The sequence below is a fragment of the Amycolatopsis sp. NBC_01307 genome, assembly GCF_035975215.1.
GTDB lineage: Bacteria > Actinomycetota > Actinomycetes > Mycobacteriales > Pseudonocardiaceae > Amycolatopsis.
In genome coordinates this window covers 381738-397397 of record NZ_CP108403.1, presented here as the reverse complement: position 1 = coordinate 397397, position 15660 = coordinate 381738, and the positions used below count along the sequence as shown (strand labels likewise).

17 protein-coding genes are annotated in these 15660 nt (G+C 71.3%); 10 read left to right on the top strand and 7 right to left on the bottom strand.

The window, feature by feature from the left end:
• The first annotated feature begins 46 nt into the window (after positions 1 to 46).
• From OG439_RS01935 to OG439_RS01925, 3 genes are read left to right on the top strand one after another with little or no spacing between them, the layout of a single operon-like run.
• On the top strand, positions 47 to 1066 hold the full coding sequence (locus tag OG439_RS01935) for a fatty acid desaturase family protein (protein ID WP_326947609.1): 1020 nt from the start codon (positions 47 to 49) through the stop codon (positions 1064 to 1066).
• A gap of 9 nt (positions 1067 to 1075) precedes the next feature.
• Positions 1076 to 2137 (top strand): MBL fold metallo-hydrolase, encoded by a 1062-nt coding sequence (locus OG439_RS01930; RefSeq protein WP_326947608.1) that lies wholly within the window; start codon positions 1076 to 1078, stop codon positions 2135 to 2137.
• A complete protein-coding gene (locus tag OG439_RS01925) occupies positions 2134 to 2388 on the top strand; it encodes a Smr/MutS family protein (protein WP_247063355.1) in 255 nt (84 codons plus the stop codon). Before OG439_RS01930 ends, OG439_RS01925 begins: the two co-directional genes overlap by 4 nt.
• 7 nt (positions 2389 to 2395) lie before the next feature.
• On the opposite strand, the gene OG439_RS01920 is transcribed toward OG439_RS01925, so the two are convergent.
• Together OG439_RS01920 and OG439_RS01915 are read right to left on the bottom strand one after the other, a co-directional pair.
• Positions 2396 to 2986, bottom strand: coding sequence for an Rv1733c family protein (locus OG439_RS01920; RefSeq protein WP_326947607.1), 591 nt, complete (start codon positions 2984 to 2986; stop codon positions 2396 to 2398).
• A 121-nt stretch (positions 2987 to 3107) separates the two neighbouring features.
• Positions 3108 to 4187 carry a hypothetical protein gene (locus tag OG439_RS01915; protein ID WP_326947606.1) on the bottom strand — a complete coding sequence of 360 codons (1080 nt, stop codon included), beginning with the start codon at positions 4185 to 4187 and terminating at the stop codon, positions 3108 to 3110.
• 153 nt (positions 4188 to 4340) lie between these two features.
• Between OG439_RS01915 and OG439_RS01910 the strand changes: the two genes are divergently transcribed.
• On the top strand, positions 4341 to 4901 hold the full coding sequence (locus OG439_RS01910) for a TetR/AcrR family transcriptional regulator (RefSeq protein WP_326947605.1): 561 nt from the start codon (positions 4341 to 4343) through the stop codon (positions 4899 to 4901).
• Between the two features lie 6 nt (positions 4902 to 4907).
• Here the strand turns inward: OG439_RS01910 and hsaB are convergent, their stop codons facing one another.
• From hsaB to OG439_RS01885, 5 genes are read right to left on the bottom strand one after another with little or no spacing between them, the layout of a single operon-like run.
• Positions 4908 to 5438 carry a 3-hydroxy-9,10-secoandrosta-1,3,5(10)-triene-9,17-dione monooxygenase reductase subunit gene (gene hsaB / locus OG439_RS01905; protein WP_326947604.1) on the bottom strand — a complete coding sequence of 177 codons (531 nt, stop codon included), beginning with the start codon at positions 5436 to 5438 and terminating at the stop codon, positions 4908 to 4910.
• A gap of 5 nt (positions 5439 to 5443) precedes the next feature.
• Positions 5444 to 6358 (bottom strand): iron-dependent extradiol dioxygenase HsaC, encoded by a 915-nt coding sequence (gene hsaC, locus OG439_RS01900; protein WP_326947603.1) that lies wholly within the window; start codon positions 6356 to 6358, stop codon positions 5444 to 5446.
• A complete protein-coding gene (gene hsaD, locus OG439_RS01895) occupies positions 6358 to 7206 on the bottom strand; it encodes a 4,5:9,10-diseco-3-hydroxy-5,9,17-trioxoandrosta-1(10),2-diene-4-oate hydrolase (protein ID WP_326947602.1) in 849 nt (282 codons plus the stop codon). Before hsaD ends, hsaC begins: the two co-directional genes overlap by 1 nt.
• Positions 7206 to 8369: a 3-hydroxy-9,10-secoandrosta-1,3,5(10)-triene-9,17-dione monooxygenase oxygenase subunit gene (gene hsaA, locus OG439_RS01890; RefSeq protein WP_326947601.1), complete on the bottom strand. Its 1164-nt coding sequence runs from the start codon at positions 8367 to 8369 to the stop codon at positions 7206 to 7208. Before hsaA ends, hsaD begins: the two co-directional genes overlap by 1 nt.
• Before the next feature lie 33 nt (positions 8370 to 8402).
• Entirely contained in the window at positions 8403 to 10004 is a 1602-nt protein-coding gene (locus tag OG439_RS01885; protein ID WP_326947600.1) for an FAD-binding protein, read from the bottom strand.
• A gap of 101 nt (positions 10005 to 10105) precedes the next feature.
• Between OG439_RS01885 and kstD the strand changes: the two genes are divergently transcribed.
• The 6 genes from kstD (at position 10106) to OG439_RS01855 (ending at position 15659) form a co-directional block, all read left to right on the top strand.
• Entirely contained in the window at positions 10106 to 11770 is a 1665-nt protein-coding gene (gene kstD, locus OG439_RS01880) for a 3-oxosteroid 1-dehydrogenase (protein WP_326947599.1), read from the top strand.
• A complete protein-coding gene (locus OG439_RS01875; RefSeq protein ID WP_247063339.1) occupies positions 11767 to 12903 on the top strand; it encodes a Rieske 2Fe-2S domain-containing protein in 1137 nt (378 codons plus the stop codon). The genes kstD and OG439_RS01875 overlap by 4 nt, the downstream gene beginning before the upstream one ends.
• On the top strand, positions 12900 to 13157 hold the full coding sequence (locus OG439_RS01870) for a hypothetical protein (RefSeq protein WP_247063338.1): 258 nt from the start codon (positions 12900 to 12902) through the stop codon (positions 13155 to 13157). The genes OG439_RS01875 and OG439_RS01870 overlap by 4 nt, the downstream gene beginning before the upstream one ends.
• Entirely contained in the window at positions 13150 to 14190 is a 1041-nt protein-coding gene (locus OG439_RS01865; RefSeq protein WP_326947598.1) for a ferredoxin--NADP reductase, read from the top strand. Before OG439_RS01870 ends, OG439_RS01865 begins: the two co-directional genes overlap by 8 nt.
• A 9-nt stretch (positions 14191 to 14199) precedes the next feature.
• A complete protein-coding gene (locus tag OG439_RS01860; protein WP_326947597.1) occupies positions 14200 to 15045 on the top strand; it encodes a MaoC/PaaZ C-terminal domain-containing protein in 846 nt (281 codons plus the stop codon).
• Between the two features lie 161 nt (positions 15046 to 15206).
• Positions 15207 to 15659 (top strand): riboflavin kinase, encoded by a 453-nt coding sequence (locus tag OG439_RS01855; protein ID WP_247063332.1) that lies wholly within the window; start codon positions 15207 to 15209, stop codon positions 15657 to 15659.
• Position 15660: the final 1 nt, after the last annotated feature.

Sequence of the window (15660 nt, the reverse complement as noted above, 5' to 3'; positions counted from 1 at the left end):
GCGCGCAGGATTCCGGCCGGTGGCGTCCGCGCGAAGACTCGGGGACGTGACCACAGACAACCTCGTGCACACCGGCAGCGACTTCGCCCGGCTGAGCCACCGCATCTCCGCCGCCGGCCTGATGAGGCGCCGGCCCGGTTACTACACCGCCCGGATCGCCGTCGTGACCACGTTGTTCGCCGCCGGCTGGGTCGCCTTCGCCTTCCTCGGGAACTCGTGGTGGCAGCTGGCCGTGGCCGCGTTCCAAGCCGTGCTGTTCGGCCAGATCGCGCTGCTCTCCCACGACCTCGCGCACAAGCAGGTGTTCCGGCGCCGGCGGCCGACCGAGGTCGCCGGGATGATCGCGGGCAACCTCGGCGTCGGCATGAGCTACGGCTGGTGGATGGACAAGCACACCCGCCACCACGCCAACCCGAACCACGAGGAGCTCGACCCCGACGTCGACCCGGACATCCTGGTGTGGTCGAAGGACCAGGCCCGCGCCAGCCGCGGTGTCCCGCGGTTCATCGGGCGCTACCAGGCGTTCCTGTTCTTCCCGCTGCTCACCCTCGAAGGCCTGAACCTGCACTGGTCCGGCATCCGCGCGGTGCGCAAGCCGGGCCTGCGCCACCGCGGCGTCGAGGCCGCCCTGCTCGCCCTGCACTTCGCCGTCTACTTCAGCGCGCTGATCACGGTGCTGTCGCCGGGCATGGCGTTGCTGTTCTTCGCCGTCCACCAAGGACTGTGGGGTGTCTACATGGGATCGATCTTCGCGCCCAACCACAAGGGCATGCCGACGCTGACCGGGCGGCCCGAGCTCGACTTCCTGCGCAAGCAGGTGCTGACCTCCCGCAACGTCCGCGGCGGCGCGGTCGTCGACGTCGCCCTCGGCGGCCTCAACTACCAGATCGAGCACCACCTGTTCCCGAGCATGCCGTCGCGGCACCTGCGGCAGGCGCAGCCGATCGTCCAGGGGTACTGCGCCGAGCTGGGCATCCCGTACCTGCAGACGAGCCTGGTCGAGTCCTACCGGCAGGCGCTCACCCACCTGCATGAAGCTGGGGCGCCTCTCAGGAACCGTTCGTAGACTCGGGGCATGAGGAAGACGATCGCTGCACTGCGTGACCTGCCGGCGGCGTTCGGCGCGAAGGCCGCCGGCGCCCGTGCCGAGCGGGTCCGCCGCTCGCCGCAGTTCGACGGCAAGGTGTTCCGCAACGTGGCGCCGCGGCACCCGATGACCGCGGCGTCGATGAGCACCATCTTCCGCGAGATGTTCTTCGGCACCGACCGTGAGCTGCGCAAACCCGCCAGTGCGATCCCCTTGGTGAAGGCCGCGCCGGTCGAGACGGCCGAGGGCCTGCACCTGACCTGGTACGGCCACGCCTCGACGCTGGTGGAGCTGGACGGCGCCCGCGTGCTGCTCGACCCGGTGTGGAGCGACCGCGTCTCGCCGGCGACGTTCGCCGGCCCGCGGCGGCTGCACGAGCCGCCGGTGCCGCTGTCCGGGGTCGGCCGGGTGGACGCCGTCGTCATCTCGCACGACCACTACGACCACCTCGACCTGGCGACGATCCGCTCGCTGGTGACGTCGACCGCGGCGCCGTTCCTGGTGCCGCTGGGTGTCGGCGCGCACCTGGAGCGCTGGCACGTCCCGGCCGAGCGGATCATCGAGCTGGACTGGCACGAAGAGGCGACGGTGGCCGGCGTGCGGTTCATCTCGACGCCGGCCCAGCACTTCTCCGGCCGCGGCATCACGAACGACGACACGCTGTGGACGTCGTGGGCGCTGCTCGGCCCGGAGCACCGGGTCTTCTACACCGGCGACACGGGCTACTTCGACGGCTTCGCGAGCATCGGCGCGGAACACGGCCCCTTCGACGTCGCCCTGGTCCAGATCGGCGCGTACGCCCCGCAGTGGCCGGACATCCACATGACACCGGAGGAAGGCGTCGCGGCGGGCCTCGACGTCCGGGCGAAGCTGCTGGTCCCGGTCCACTGGGCGACGTTCTCGCTGGCGATGCACCCGTGGGGTGAGCCGGCGGACCGCGTCTGGACCGAGGCGAAGGCGGCGGACATCCCGCTGGCGATCCCCCGTCCGGGTGAGCGCGTGGACGTCGGTGAGCCGCCGGCGGTCGACGGCTGGTGGCAGGCCCTGTGAAGCTGAAGCTGGACCTCCACGACATCTACAACCGCGGCGGCGAGATCGACAAGGCGCTGCAGGGGATCATCGACGAGGCCGTCGCCAAGAAGGCACCGCTCGTCGAGATCATCCCCGGCAAGGGCTCGGGGCAGCTGAAGAAGCACGTCCTGCGGTTCCTGGAGCGCAAGGACATCAAGGCGCTCTACCACCGGATCGAGAAGGACAAGGACAACTTCGGCCGGGTCTTCGTGCACTTCCGCTGGAAGTGACGGACGCTCAGAACCGGCTGTCGTGGCGGGCTTGCGCCCAGGCCCGGTCCCACGCCGCGGCGCGGAGGCGGCCCAGGACGAACCGGGCGACGCCGTAGAGCGCGGCCAGTGCGCCGGTGACGGCGACCCAGAGCAGGATCGCCGCGAACACGCCGTCGGCTGCCGAGGTGGCCGGCGAGAGCGGCTCGGTCGTCAGCTCGCCGCGCTGGTCCAGCCACACCGGGACGTGCGTGCCCTTAGGGCTGCCGGAGTCGGCGAGGACGTCGCCGGTGTGCCGGGTGCCGCGGGCGTCGAACCAGGCCGCCGGGACGGTCGTCTGGTCGGCGGGCGCGCCGGCACCGTCGGTGCTGTAGGTCTGCGTGGCGGCCGCGGCCAGCGAGGTCGCCGTCGCGGGATGACGCGTGGTGCGCTCCTGCTCGGCGCGGGCGGTCTGCGCGGCGTAGGTGTCGGAGCCGACGGCGGCGGCGAACGGCAGCGTCAGCAGCGCGCCGGCCACCAGCAGGAGCAGCAACGCGGCTTCGACGCGGTCACCGAACCGGGCGAGCGGGTTGCCGCCGGGGAACAACCGGCGCCGGAACCGGGCGATCCGACCCTGCATGCGCGGCACACTCCTCCCCGGGAACAGACTCTGCACCCTCAGTGTGCGCGCGCAGTGTCGGCTTTCTCTCGTGAATGGGACGCGGCCCACCTGTGAACCCCTGCACAACCACCCGCCCGAGCTAACCGGCCGCGATCGCCGACCACAGCGCGTGAGCGATTTCCGGCCCGTGGACGTCGGTGTGCCCGCGCACGAACCCGTCGGCCCGCAGGTTGTGCGGCACGCCCGGGCGCCACGCGTAACGCCCGCCGACCGGCAGCAGCTCGCCCGGCACGGCTTCGGCGGTCCCCTGAGCACCGTCCCGCCCGATGCTGCCGTAACCCAGCCCGGTGACGCGCGACGCGATCTCGAACGCGACCCCGGCGACCAGGTCGTACGCGGTGTGCGTGACGAGGATCGGTCCGGTCACGACGTGCGCGTCGAGCACGCCGCGGAACACCCCCGACTCGGCGAACGCGTGGTGCGACAACGTCGCCTGCAGCAGGGTGAGCGTGCCCAGCGTCCCGGCCGGCCGGGCCAGCGCGGCCGCGGTCACCAGGCGGCCGCCGAAGCCGTGCCCGACCAGGTGAACGCGCAGGCCGGGCCGGGCGACCGCGCCGAGCAACGGCGCCAGGCCGTGCTCCCCCACCTCGCCCGCGCGCGCCTTCATCTCGTAGTAGGTCAGGTAGTCCAGCAGCTGCCGCGCGGCCTCGACGAACCCGGACGCCGGTTTCGCGAGCCGGTCCATCACGGTGCCGCCGGGCAGGGTCAGCAGCTCCGTCGACGCGTCTTCGCGGTCCTGCGCGGCGGGGGCGGCGACCGACAGCAGCGCGGCGGCGAACGCGGTCCGCGCGGTCGAGCGGGCCGCGAGCGCCGGGACGAGCTCGGCCGCCGCGTCGATGGTGCGCCGGTGCTCGGGCACCAGCTCCCGCAGCAGGTCGAGCCGCTCCTCCAGCCCGGCGGACTCGGCGAACTTCCGCGACGGCCACAGCACGCAGGCGAAGGCGAGGGGTCCGTCGCAGACCGAGCGCAGCGAGGACGCGAGATCGGCGTACAGGTGCCTCGCCGTGACGGGGTCGTCGTCCCAGCCGTGGCTGAGCACGACGAGGTCGGTGGTCGCGCGGTCGGCGGCCAGCTCCCGCACGGCCGCGCCCCGGTCGCCGGCGAGCCCACCAGCGCGGTCGAACCCGACCTCCGCGGCCGGGAAACCGGACAGCTGCACGAACTCCTCCTCGGGCGGCGACGACCCTGTGAAGTCGCCTTCTCGACGGCCGTTGTTACCGCTCGGCCGCGCCGGGCGGACTGCCCGGCACCGCTCCCCCGGGTTAAGCTGACAACTGTCCGGTTACTTTCGCGAGGGAAGGGCGGTGCCGTCGTGCCGGGTCGTGAGCGCCGGTCGGACGCGGTCGCCAACCGCGACCGGATCGTCGAGGCCGCGCGGGCCGAGCTGAGCGAGTCCAACGGCGCGGCCGCCGACCTGAAGCTGCACCGGGTCGCCAAGGCTGCCGACGTCGGGCAGGGCACCCTCTACCGGCACTTCCCGACCCGCGAGCACCTGCTCGCGGAGGTGTACCGGTACGAGCTGACGCAGCTCGTCGACGCCGTGGCGCCGCTGCTGGCCGGGCACCCGCCGCTCGAGGCCCTGACCGCCTGGCTCGACCGGCTGGTCGAGTACGCGCGGGTCAAGCGCGGTGTCATGGCGGCGATCGAGGCCTCGGCGTGGCAGGACCTCTACGCGGGCCAGCACCACCGGCTCGACGAAGCGCTCGAAACGCTGCTCCAGCGGGGAAAAGCCGTCGGTCAGGTACGCGAAGAGGTCGACGCGGCGGACGTCATCCTGCTCCTGGGCGCGCTGTCGCGGGTGCCCGAAGCCGAGTGGGACACGCGGGTGCCCAAGATCGTGACAGTGATCGTCGACGGTCTCCGCCCGCGGTGACGCGGGTCAGAGCCAGTCGTCCGGGCGGGGCCACGGCATCAGCGCGGCGAGCGCATCCCGCGCCGGCTCGGTGACCGAGTACCGCCCCCGGTGGAACAGCAACGGCCGCTCGTCCGACGGCGCGCCCAGCGCCGTGACGCGCCCGATCACCACGTAGTGGTCGCCGGCTTCGTGCACCGCCTCCAGCTCGCAGTCGATCCACGTCAGCGCGCCTTCGAGCAGCGGCGCCCCGGACGGCGCGGGCGTCCAGCCGAAGCGGGCGAACTTGTCCTCACCGCGGGCGCCGAACACCGCGCTGACCTCCTGCTGGTTCTCGGCCAGGACGTTGATCGCGAACCGGCCGGCCGCGGCCAGGACCTGCCAGGTGCGGGACGTCTTCGCCGGGCAGAACAGCACGAGCGGCGGGTCGAGCGACAGCGCGGCGAACGACTGGCAGGCGAACCCGGCCAGCGTGTCGCCGTCGCGACCGGTGACGACGGTGACGCCCGTGCAGAAGTGCCCGAGGACACTGCGGAACGCGGTCCGGTCGACCGCCATCGCCGTCACGGCGCGCCGGGCGGCCGGGCGCCGACCGAGAAGTCGTGGCCCCACAGGGAAACGGCCGTGCTCTCGCGGGTGATCCAGTTCTCGTCGTCGACCTGCCGGCCCTCACAGCCGAACTCGATGTCGAACCCGCCGGGGGTCTTCATGTAGAACGACAGCATCAGGTCGTTGACGTGCCGGCCGAGCGTCGCCGACATCGGCACCTTGCGCCGGATCGCGCGGTCGAGGCACAGCCCGACGTCGTCGGTCTGCTCGACCTCGACCATCAGGTGCACGATCCCGCTCGGGGTCGGCATCGGCAGGAACGCCAGGCTGTGGTGGCGCGGGTTGCAGCCGAAGAACCGCAGCCACGCGGGCGCGCCGTCGGCCGGCCGGCCGACCATCTGCGGCGGCAGGCGCATCGAGTCGCGCAGCCGGAACCCGAGGACGTCACGGTAGAACCGCAGCGAAGCCTCGTCGTCCTTTGTGGACAAGACGACGTGGCCGAGGCCCTGCTCGCCGGTGACGAACCGGTGCCCGTACGGGCTGACCACGCGCCGGTGTTGCAAAGCGACGCCGTGGAACACCTCCTGGGTGTTGCCGGACGGGTCATCGAAGCTGATCAGCTCGTCGACGCGGCGGTCGGCCAACTCCTCGGGCGTACCCTCCTTGTAGGGCACCGAAGCACTGTCCAACCGGGACCGGATCTCGGCCAGCTCGCCGGCGTTCGCGGCCTCCCAGCCGGTGGTCGTCAGCCGGTCCGCGTCGCCGGGCGAGATCACGAGACGCGCCGGGAAGTCGTCCATGCGCAGGTAGAGCGCGTCGGGGTTCTCCCCCTTGCCCTCGACCATGCCGAGCACCTTGAGCCCGTACTCGCGCCACGCGGCCATGTCGGTGGCTTCGACGCGGAGGTAGCCCAGCGACCGGATGCCCATCAGGAACTCCCGAGGAAGTCGAGGGCCAGCCGGTTGAATTCGTCGAACTTCTCCAGCTGGGCCCAGTGTCCGCAGCCGCCGAACACGTGCAGCTGCGCGCGCGGGATGGTCTTCAGCGCGACCAACGCGCCGTCGAGCGGGTTGACGCGGTCTTCGCGGCCCCAGATCAGCAGCACCCGCTGGCGCAGCCGGTGGGCCTCACGCCAGAGCATGCCCTCTTCGTAGGTTTCGGGCTGGGCGAACGACATCCCCATGGCCCGCATCGCGGCGAGCGACTCCGGGGTGTTCGCCGCGGCGAACCGGTCGTCGATCAGTTCGTCGGTGATGAGCGCCTGGTCGTGGACCATGATGCGCAGGAACGCTTCCATGCGCTCGCGGCTGGGTTTCGCCCCGAACTTCCCGAGGTTCTTGACGCCTTCGGTCGGGTCGGGTGCGAACAGGTTGACGCTCAGCCCGCCCGGCCCCATCAGCACGAGCCGCCCGGCGCGCTTGCCGTGGTTCAGCGCCAACCGGACCGCGGCCCCGCCCCCGAGCGAGTTGCCGATGAAGTGCGCGGTTTCGACGCCGAGCGCGTCCATCAGGCCCGCGACGGCGTCCGCGCTGTGGCGGAAGTACTGCGGGTGCGCGGTCGGCTTGTCCGACCGGCCGAAGCCGGGCTGGTCGACGGCGATCGTCCGGTAGTGCTTGGCGAACTCCGGCAGGTTGCGCCCGAAGTTGCTCCACGCCGACGCGCCGGGCCCGCCGCCGTGCAGCAGGATCACCGTCTCGGCGTGCTCGGCGCCGGCCTCGTGGTAGTGCAGCTTCAGGCCCCCCGCGACCTCGGCGTACTTCCCTTCCGGCGCGGCCATCAGTACATCGCGTTCTCGACGGGGAGCCCGAAGGCGCCGGTGCCGTACATGACGTAGGCGCGCTCGGCGTCGTTGGCCGCGTGCACCCGGCCGGCGTGCGCGTCGCGCCAGAAGCGCTGGATCGGCGTACCGCGCTGGATGGCCCGGCCGCCGGAGTTCTCGAAGAGCCGGTCGATCGCGCCGATCGCGCGTTCGGTGCCGCGCACCTGGTCGCGCCGGACGCGCAGCCGCAGGTCCACGGGCAGCCGCTCTTCGCGCTTGGCCAGCTGGTACAGCTCGTCGATGTTGCGGGTCAGCTGCAGCCACGCGGCGTCGATCTCGCTGGCCGCCTCGGCGATCCGGACCTTGGCGAACGGATCCTCTTTGGACTGTTCACCGGCGTACGCGGCGCGCACCCGCTTGCCCTGGTGCTCGACGTGCGCGTCGTAGGCGCCCTGGGCCATGCCGATGATCGGCGCGGTGATCGTGGACGGGTGCACCGACCCGTACGGCAGCCGGTACAGCGGCCCGGGGTTGACGGCCTGGCCCGGCACCTTGCACTTCGACGTCGCGATGAAGCTCAGCGCCCGGTGCTGCGGGACGAAGACGTCTTCGACGACGATGTCGTTCGACCCGGTGCCGCGCAGCCCGACCGTGTCCCAGACGTCCACAATGGAGTAGTCCGCGATCGGCAGCAGGTACGTGCAGAAGTCGACCGGCTTGCCGTCCTTGAACGCCGGCCCGCCGAGCAGCACCCACGTGCAGTGGTCGCAGCCGGACGAGAAGCTCCACCGGCCGGACAGCCGGTAGCCACCCTCGACGACCTCGGCCTTGCCCATGGGGGCGTACGACGAGGAGATCCGGACGTCCTCGTCGCCGCCCCACACCTCTTCCTGCGCCTGAGCGTCGAACAACGCCACGTGCCACGGGTGGACGCCGAGGATGGAGGCGACCCAGCCGGTGGACCCGCACGCGCTCGCGATCAGCTTCACCGCGGTGTAGAAGCTCACCGGGTCCGACTCGAAACCGCCGTACGGCTTCGGTTGCAGCATCTTGAAGAACCCGGTCTCCTGCAGGGCCTTGACGGACTCCTCGGGCACGCGGCGCGCGTCCTCGGTGTCCTGGGCCCGTTCCCGCAGGACCGGCAGGAGGTCCCGGACCCCGGCGATCACCTGCTCGCTCATGCGCGTTCCTCTCTCGCGTTCACTCCCGCAAGACTAGAACACGTTCTCGTTTTTGTCGAGAACGCCCTGCGCCAAGGCCGAGTTGATCCCCGCCCTGCGGCCGGAAAACACGCAGTCGGCCAGCGAGAGACCGCTGACGTAGGACCTGGAACAGATTCCCACCGCGGTGCGCCCGGCGGCGTACAGCCCCTTGATCGGCGCACCCCCGGCGTCCCGGACCGCGCCGGTGTCCTCGTCCACGACCAGGCCGCCGAGCGTCAGCATCGGCGTCGGGTACCCGAGGTTGGGCCGCACCGAGACGTCGATGAGCGAGAACGGCGGGTTGTCCAGGCGCCGGGCGAACTCGGCGGGCTTGCCCATCGGGTCTTCGGCACCGTGGTAGGCCTCGACGCTCGCGCGCAGGCCCTGGGGGTCGACACCGGCCTTGCGTGCTGCTTCTTCGACCGTCGAGCCGACGACGCGCCCGCGCCGCAGGAGGTACCGCAGCTGCAGGCCCTGGAACCACTGGCTCTGCTTGGTGCCGTCACGCCGGGCCTCGGCGACGATCGGCGCGTCGACCAGCAGCCAGCCCTTGCTTTCGTGCCGCTCGATCAGCCGCTCGCCGACGGCGGCGCCGTAGCGCGACTCGTCGATGATCCGGCGGCCACCGGCGTCGACGATGATCCCGCCGAGGAACGCGCTCGGCGGCGTCACGAACCGCCACGCCGAGATCCGGCCCAGTTCCGCGGTCGCGCCCCCGGCCTCGACACCCAGCCGGATGCCCGAGCCGTCGTCGGCGGCGGTGCCCAGCGGCAGGCCGCCGCGGTAGGCGGGCGCGTGCTCGCGCACCATCGCGCGGTTGGCGATGAACCCGCCGGCGGCGAGGACCACCCCGCGCCGCGCGGTGATCCGCAGCTCGCGGGCGTGCGCGCGTTCGAGCCGTTCGACCCGGCGGTGCAGGGGTTTCCGCAGCGCCGGGATGTAGATGCCGGGCTTGGCGGAGTACGACGCGAGCCGCCGGTGCCGGGCCTTCACGGAAGCCGAGGCGTCCCGCAGGCTGTCCGTGACGACCCCGGTGATGCCACCCTGGTCGTCGTGGATCAGCGAGCGCACCCGCGTCTGCGGCAGCACCCGGATCTCCCGGCGCCGCACGGCTTCGGCCAGGCGCGTCATCAGCATCTTCCCGGACGTGCCGGGGCCTTTGACGCGGTGCCCGCGCGGGGCCGGTTTCGCCGCGTCGCGGAACCCGCCGGCGGCCTCGCTGCCGGAGTAGTACAGGTAAAACTCGTCACTCGGGTACGACGTCTTGTACGGGCAGAGGCTGCCTTCGAACGGGACGCCGTTGCCTTCCAGCCAGGTGACCATCTCGCGACTGTCCTCGCAGAACCGCCGGAGCGTCTTGCCGGAGACGACGTCCCCGGCTTCGAGGCGCAGGTATTCGTACATCGCGTCGACCGTGTCGTCGACCCCCGCGTCCTGCTGCTGGCGGGTGCCGCCGCCCGCGTAGACCACGCCACCGCTGACCGCACTGGCGCCACCGCCGGCGAAGCGCTCGACGATGACGACGTCCGCACCGGCGTCGGCGGCTTCGAGGGCGGCGCACGCGCCGGCCGCACCGAACCCCACGATGACCACGTCCGCGACGAGTTCGTCCATGGTTCGCTACCCTAGAACTGAAACACGTTCTCGTCTATGGTGGCCGAAAGCGACCCTCAACTGGATACTTGTCTTGTGGAACACGTTATAGGTGAGGTGGCATGACGGAGCAGTTCGACGTCGTCGTGGTCGGCAGCGGCGCTGCCGGGATGACCGCCGCGCTGGCCGCGGCTCACGGCGGCCTGAGCGTCGTACTCCTGGAGAAGGCGGCCTGCTTCGGCGGCTCGACCGCGCGCTCCGGCGGCGGGGTCTGGCTGCCGGGCAACCACGCGTTGCGCGCCGCCGGGATCGACGACCCGCCCGAGCGGGCGCGCGAGTACCTCGCCTCGATCGTCGGGGACGTCGTCCCGGCCGTCCGGCGCGACACGTTCCTCGCCCACGGGCCCGAGGTGCTGCGGTTCGTCTGCGACCACACGCCGCTGAAGTTCCGCTGGGTCCGCGACTACAGCGACTACCACCCCGAGGCGCCCGGCGGGCGGCCCGGCGGCCGGTCCGTCGAGCCCGTCGCCCTCGACGGCCACCTGCTCGGCGACGAGCTGGCCCACCTCGAACCGCCCTACAGCGCTCCCCCGCTCGGCGTGCCGATCACCCAGGCCGACTACCGCTGGCTGAGCCTGCTCCTGCGGCACCCCCGCGGCGTCGTCCGGCTGCTGTCGCTCGGCACGCAGTGGCTGGCCGGCCGGATCCGGCGGCAGCACCTGCTGGCCATGGGGCAAGCGCTTGCGGCCGGCCTGCGGATCGGCCTGACCAGGGCGAACGTCGAGGTCCGGCTCAACACGGCGCTGGTGGACCTGCAGGTCGAAGGCGACCGGGTCACCGGGGTGGTCACCGCGCAAGGAGTCATCGCGGCCCGCCGCGGCGTGATCCTCGCCAGCGGTGGCTTCGAGCAGAACCTCGAGATGCGCGAGAAGTACCAACGCGCCCCGATCGGCACCGACTGGACCGTCGGCGCGGAGGCGAACACCGGCGACGGCATCACCGCCGGGCTCAAGCTCGGCGCGGCCCTCGACCTGATGGACGACGCCTGGTGGGGCCCGACGCTGCCGCTCACCGGCGGGCCGTGGTTCGCGCTGGCCGAGCGCTCGCGCCCGCGTTGCGTCATGGTCGACGCGCGCGGGCAGCGGTTCGTCAACGAGTCAGCGCCCTACGTCGAGGCTGTGCACGCGATGTACGGCGAGGGCGACGGCCCGGGCGAGCACATCCCGACCTGGCTGGTGTTCGACCAGCGTTACAAGGACCGCTACATGTTCACCGGCGTCGGGCCGCGCCAGCCGCTGCCCGGCCGCTGGTTCAAGGCCGGGATCGCGGTCAAGTCGTCGTCGCTGGCCGGGCTGGCCGGGAAGATCGACGTCCCGGCGGATGCGCTGGAAGCCACGATCGAGCGCTTCAACGGCTTCGCGCGCAAGGGCGTCGACGAGGACTTCCAGCGCGGGCTCAGCACGTACGACCACTACTACGGCGACCCGCGCAACAAACCCAACCCCAGCCTCGGCCCGCTCGACAAGGCGCCGTACTACGCGGTGAAGATCGTGCCCGGCGACCTCGGCACCAAGGGCGGGCTGCGGACCGACGAGCACGCACAGGTCCTGCGCGAGGACGGCTCGGTCGTGCCGGGCCTGTTCGCCGCGGGCAACGTCAGCGCGGCCGTGATGGGCCGCACGTACGCCGGGCCCGGCGCGACCATCGGCCCCGCCATGGTGTTCGGCTACCTTGCGGCGACGCGGCTGGCGCACGAAGATCAGAGGACCACGGGAGGGCAGCGATGACGCAGGAATCGGTACGCACCATCTACGCCGGTGAGCCACCGACGCGGTTCGCCCGGGGCTGGCACTGCCTGGGGCTGGCCGAGCGCCTCCGCGACGGGAAACCGCACGCCATCACGGCGTTCGGCACCAAGCTGGTGGTGTTCGCGGACTCGAAGAGCGACCTGCACGTGCTCGACGGCTACTGCCGGCACATGGGCGGCGACCTCACCCAGGGCACGGTCAAGGGCGACGAGATCGCCTGCCCGTTCCACGACTGGCGCTGGAACGGCAGCGGCAAGTGCGTCGCGATCCCCTACGGCAAGCGGGTTCCGCTGCGCGCGCGAACCCGCTCGTGGCAGACGCTGGAGCAGAACGGCCAGCTGTTCGTGTGGCACGACCCGGAAGGCAATCCGCCGCCGGCCGAGCTGGCGATCCCGCGGATCGAGGCGGCCTACAGCTCCGAGTGGAGCAACTGGACGTGGGACTCGATCTTCATCGACGGGTCCAACTGCCGTGAGATCATCGACAACGTCGTGGACATGGCGCACTTCTTCTACATCCACTACGCGTACCCGACGTACTTCAAGAACATCTTCGAAGGCCACATCGCGACGCAGTACCTCAACACCAAGGGCCGCCCGGACATGGGCATGGCGTCCAACTACGGCGGCGAGGACAACCTGCTGCGGTCCGAGGCGTCGTACTTCGGGCCGTCGTACATGATCAACGACCTGGTGAACTCCTTCCAGGGGTACGAGATCCAGAGCGTGCTGATCAACTGCCACTACCCCGTGTCGCCGACGTCGTTCGTGCTGCAGTACGGCATGAAGGTCAAGAAGCAGGACGGGCTTTCGGACGAGCACGCCGACAAGATCGCGTCGAAGCTGGCGAAGGGCATCGGCGCCGGGTTCCTGCAGGACGTCGAGATCTGGAAGCACAAGACGCAGATCGAGAACCCGCTGCTGTGCGAAGAGGACGGTCCGGTCTACCAGCTTCGCCGCTGGTACCAGCAGTTCTACGTCGACGCCGCCGACGTCACCGAGGACATGACCCGGCGCTTCGAGTTCGAAGTGGACACGTCGAAGGCGAACGAGGCGTGGTCGGCCGAGGTGGCGGAGAACCTGGCCAGGCAGAAGGCGGAGGCCGAGGTGTGACCACGTCGGAGACCGTCGAGTTCCTGACCGGCGGGCTGCGGCCGCACGAGTGCCGCGCCTGCGGGACCTGCGTGCTGGTGAAGAAGAACAGCATCAGCCACACCAGCATCCAGTGGACCACGAACGCGGCCGAGAGCTGCCCGGTCTTCGCCGACGCCGACCGCCCGACCGCGTTGCTCGACACCTGCCCGAAGCTCTCGGACAGCATCGACGACGCGGTGCGCGAAGGCACACTGGCGGTCGCGGATGGCTGAGCGGGTCTACACCCTGACGGTCGCCGACGTCGTCGTCGAGACGCCGGACGCGCGTTCGGTGGTGTTCGAGATCCCCGGCGAGCACGCGTCGGCGTTCCAGTATGCGGCCGGGCAGTTCCTGACGCTGCGGATCCCCAGCGAGCGCACCGGTTCGGTGGCGCGGTGCTACTCGCTGTCGAGCGCGCCGCACGAGAACCGCGTGCAGGTGACGGTCAAGCGCACCGACGGCGGGTACGGGTCGAGCTGGATCTGCGACGAGCTGCGGGCCGGGATGACCCTGGACGTGCTGGCGCCGGCCGGCGTGTTCACACCGTCCTCAGTGGACGAAGACTTCCTGCTCTTCGCCGCGGGCAGCGGGATCACGCCGGTGATGGCGATCCTGAAGACGGCGCTGGAGCAGGGCTCCGGCCGGGTCGTGCTGGTCTACGCGAACCGCGACGAGGCGTCGGTGATCTTCGCCGGCGAGCTGACGTCGCTGGCGAAACGCTACGGCGACCGGCTGGTCGTCGTCCACTGGCTGGAGAGCGTCCAGGGGCTGCCGGACGTGCCGCAGCTGCGCGGCCTGGCTTCCGCGTACCCGGCGCACGAGGCGTTCCTCTGTGGTCCGGCGCCGTTCATGGCGGCCGCGCGGGAGGCGCTCGGGCAGCTCGGCGTGCCGCGGAACCGGGTGCACGTCGAGAAGTTCTCGTCGCTGTCCGGGAACCCGTTCGACTCCGTCGAGGAGCCGGTCGCCGAGCCGGAGCCGGACTCGGACGAGGCGCCCGCTTCCCTGACCGTGACGCTCGACGGCGAGACGCGGTCGATGGCGTGGCCACGCCGCCGCAAGCTCCTGGACCACTTGCTGGAGGCGGGCCTCGACGCGCCGTATTCGTGCCGCGAGGGACAATGCAGTGCGTGCGCGTGCCGGATCGAATCGGGCGAGGTGAAGATGCTGCACAACGAGGTCCTCGACGCCGAGGACATGGCGGACGGCATCGTGCTCGCCTGCCAGTCGCTGCCGGTCACCGACGACGTCTCGATCAGCTACGAATAGGAGCACCGCGTGCCCATCGATCCCGCCGTCGCGATCGGCGCCAAAATCGGGGAAGTGAGCTTCGCCTGGACGTCGTCGGACGTGCTGCTCTACCACCTGGCACTGGGCGCGGGCCCGGACGAGCTGCGCTACACCTACGAGCGTGACCTGGTGGTCGTCCCGACGTTCGCCACGGTCGCGGCCAACCTGCGCGTGTTCGAGCCGCCGGCGGTGTCGTTCCCGGGGGTCGAGATCGACCTGGCGAAGGTGCTGCACGGCAAGCAGGAGATCACCCTGCACGGGCCGATCCCGGTCGAAGGCAAGGCGGTGGCCCGCTCGCGGGTCGCGGACGTCTACGACAAGGGCAAGGCGGCCGTGATCATCCAGGAGGTCGACGTCACGTCGTCGGACGGCAGTCCTCTGTGGACGGCCCGGTCGAGCATCTTCGCCCGCGGCGAAGGCGGTTTCGGCGGGTCACGCGGGCCGTCGGACCGCATCGAGTGGCCCACGCGCGAGCCGGACGCGGTGCTCGAAACCCCGACGCTGCCGCAGCAGGCGCTGCTGTACCGCCTGTGCGGCGATCGCAACCCGCTGCACGCGGACCCGGCGTTCGCGGAGGCGGCCGGCTTCCCGCGTCCGATCCTGCACGGTTTGTGCACTTACGGCGTGGTCGCCCGGGTCCTGATCGACGAGTTCCTCGACGGCGACCCGTCCCGGGCCGGGTCGTTCGCGACGAAGTTCGCCGGCGTGGTCTTCCCGGGCGAGACCCTCCGGACCCGGGTCTGGCGCGAGGACGACCGCCTGCTGGTGACGACATCGGCCGTCGAGCGCGACGACGCCCCGGTACTGGCGGACACGGTCCTGACGTTCGCCTAGCGGGCCTGCCGCGGCTTGTCGTGAGTGGTTAGGGCGGTTCTAACCGCCCTAACCACTCACGACGGCCGGGGCGTGGCCCGGGTCACTCGCGTCCAAGTGGTGATCGACCCGTCGTGCGCGCGCTAACGTGGACGGGAGCGACCTCGGGAGGACGGAACACGATGCCGGAATACTTCGTGGTGCGGGGCACCGTCGAGCACGGTGACGAGCGCGGCCGGGAGCTGGGCTTCCCCACCGCTAATGTCGCTCTCCGTGACCAGGACGGGTCCGTCGGCGACGGTGTGTGGGCGGGCTGGGTGCAGCGCGGGGACGGCACGCGCATCGCCGCGGCCGTGTCCGTCGGGCGGCGGCCGACCTACTACGGGGCCGACGGCTACCGGCTGCTCGAAGCGCACCTGCTGGACTTCACCGGCGACCTCTACGACGAGACCCTCGTCGTCTGGCTCGGCGCCCACCTGCGGGACCAGCAGGCCTACGCCTCCGCCGAGGACCTCGTCACCGCGCTCAAGAACGACATCGCCGTCGCGACGCAGTGGACCGCCGGCCACCCCGCCGCCGCGCTGCCCGAACCCGGCGACAGCCCGCTCGGCGAGGTCCGGCACATCCCCGAATAGG

Coding starts and splice junctions, on each gene's coding strand:
- OG439_RS01930 (WP_326947608.1), top strand. CDS start 1,076: ATGAGGAAGACGATCGCTGCACTGCGTGACCTGCCGGCGGCGTTCGGC.
- OG439_RS01920 (WP_326947607.1), bottom strand. CDS start 2,986: ATGCAGGGTCGGATCGCCCGGTTCCGGCGCCGGTTGTTCCCCGGCGGC.
- hsaB (WP_326947604.1), bottom strand. CDS start 5,438: ATGGCGGTCGACCGGACCGCGTTCCGCAGTGTCCTCGGGCACTTCTGC.
- hsaC (WP_326947603.1), bottom strand. CDS start 6,358: ATGGGCATCCGGTCGCTGGGCTACCTCCGCGTCGAAGCCACCGACATG.
- hsaD (WP_326947602.1), bottom strand. CDS start 7,206: ATGGCCGCGCCGGAAGGGAAGTACGCCGAGGTCGCGGGGGGCCTGAAG.
- hsaA (WP_326947601.1), bottom strand. CDS start 8,369: ATGAGCGAGCAGGTGATCGCCGGGGTCCGGGACCTCCTGCCGGTCCTG.
- OG439_RS01885 (WP_326947600.1), bottom strand. CDS start 10,004: ATGGACGAACTCGTCGCGGACGTGGTCATCGTGGGGTTCGGTGCGGCC.
- kstD (WP_326947599.1), top strand. CDS start 10,106: ATGACGGAGCAGTTCGACGTCGTCGTGGTCGGCAGCGGCGCTGCCGGG.
- OG439_RS01875 (WP_247063339.1), top strand. CDS start 11,767: ATGACGCAGGAATCGGTACGCACCATCTACGCCGGTGAGCCACCGACG.
- OG439_RS01865 (WP_326947598.1), top strand. CDS start 13,150: ATGGCTGAGCGGGTCTACACCCTGACGGTCGCCGACGTCGTCGTCGAG.
- OG439_RS01855 (WP_247063332.1), top strand. CDS start 15,207: ATGCCGGAATACTTCGTGGTGCGGGGCACCGTCGAGCACGGTGACGAG.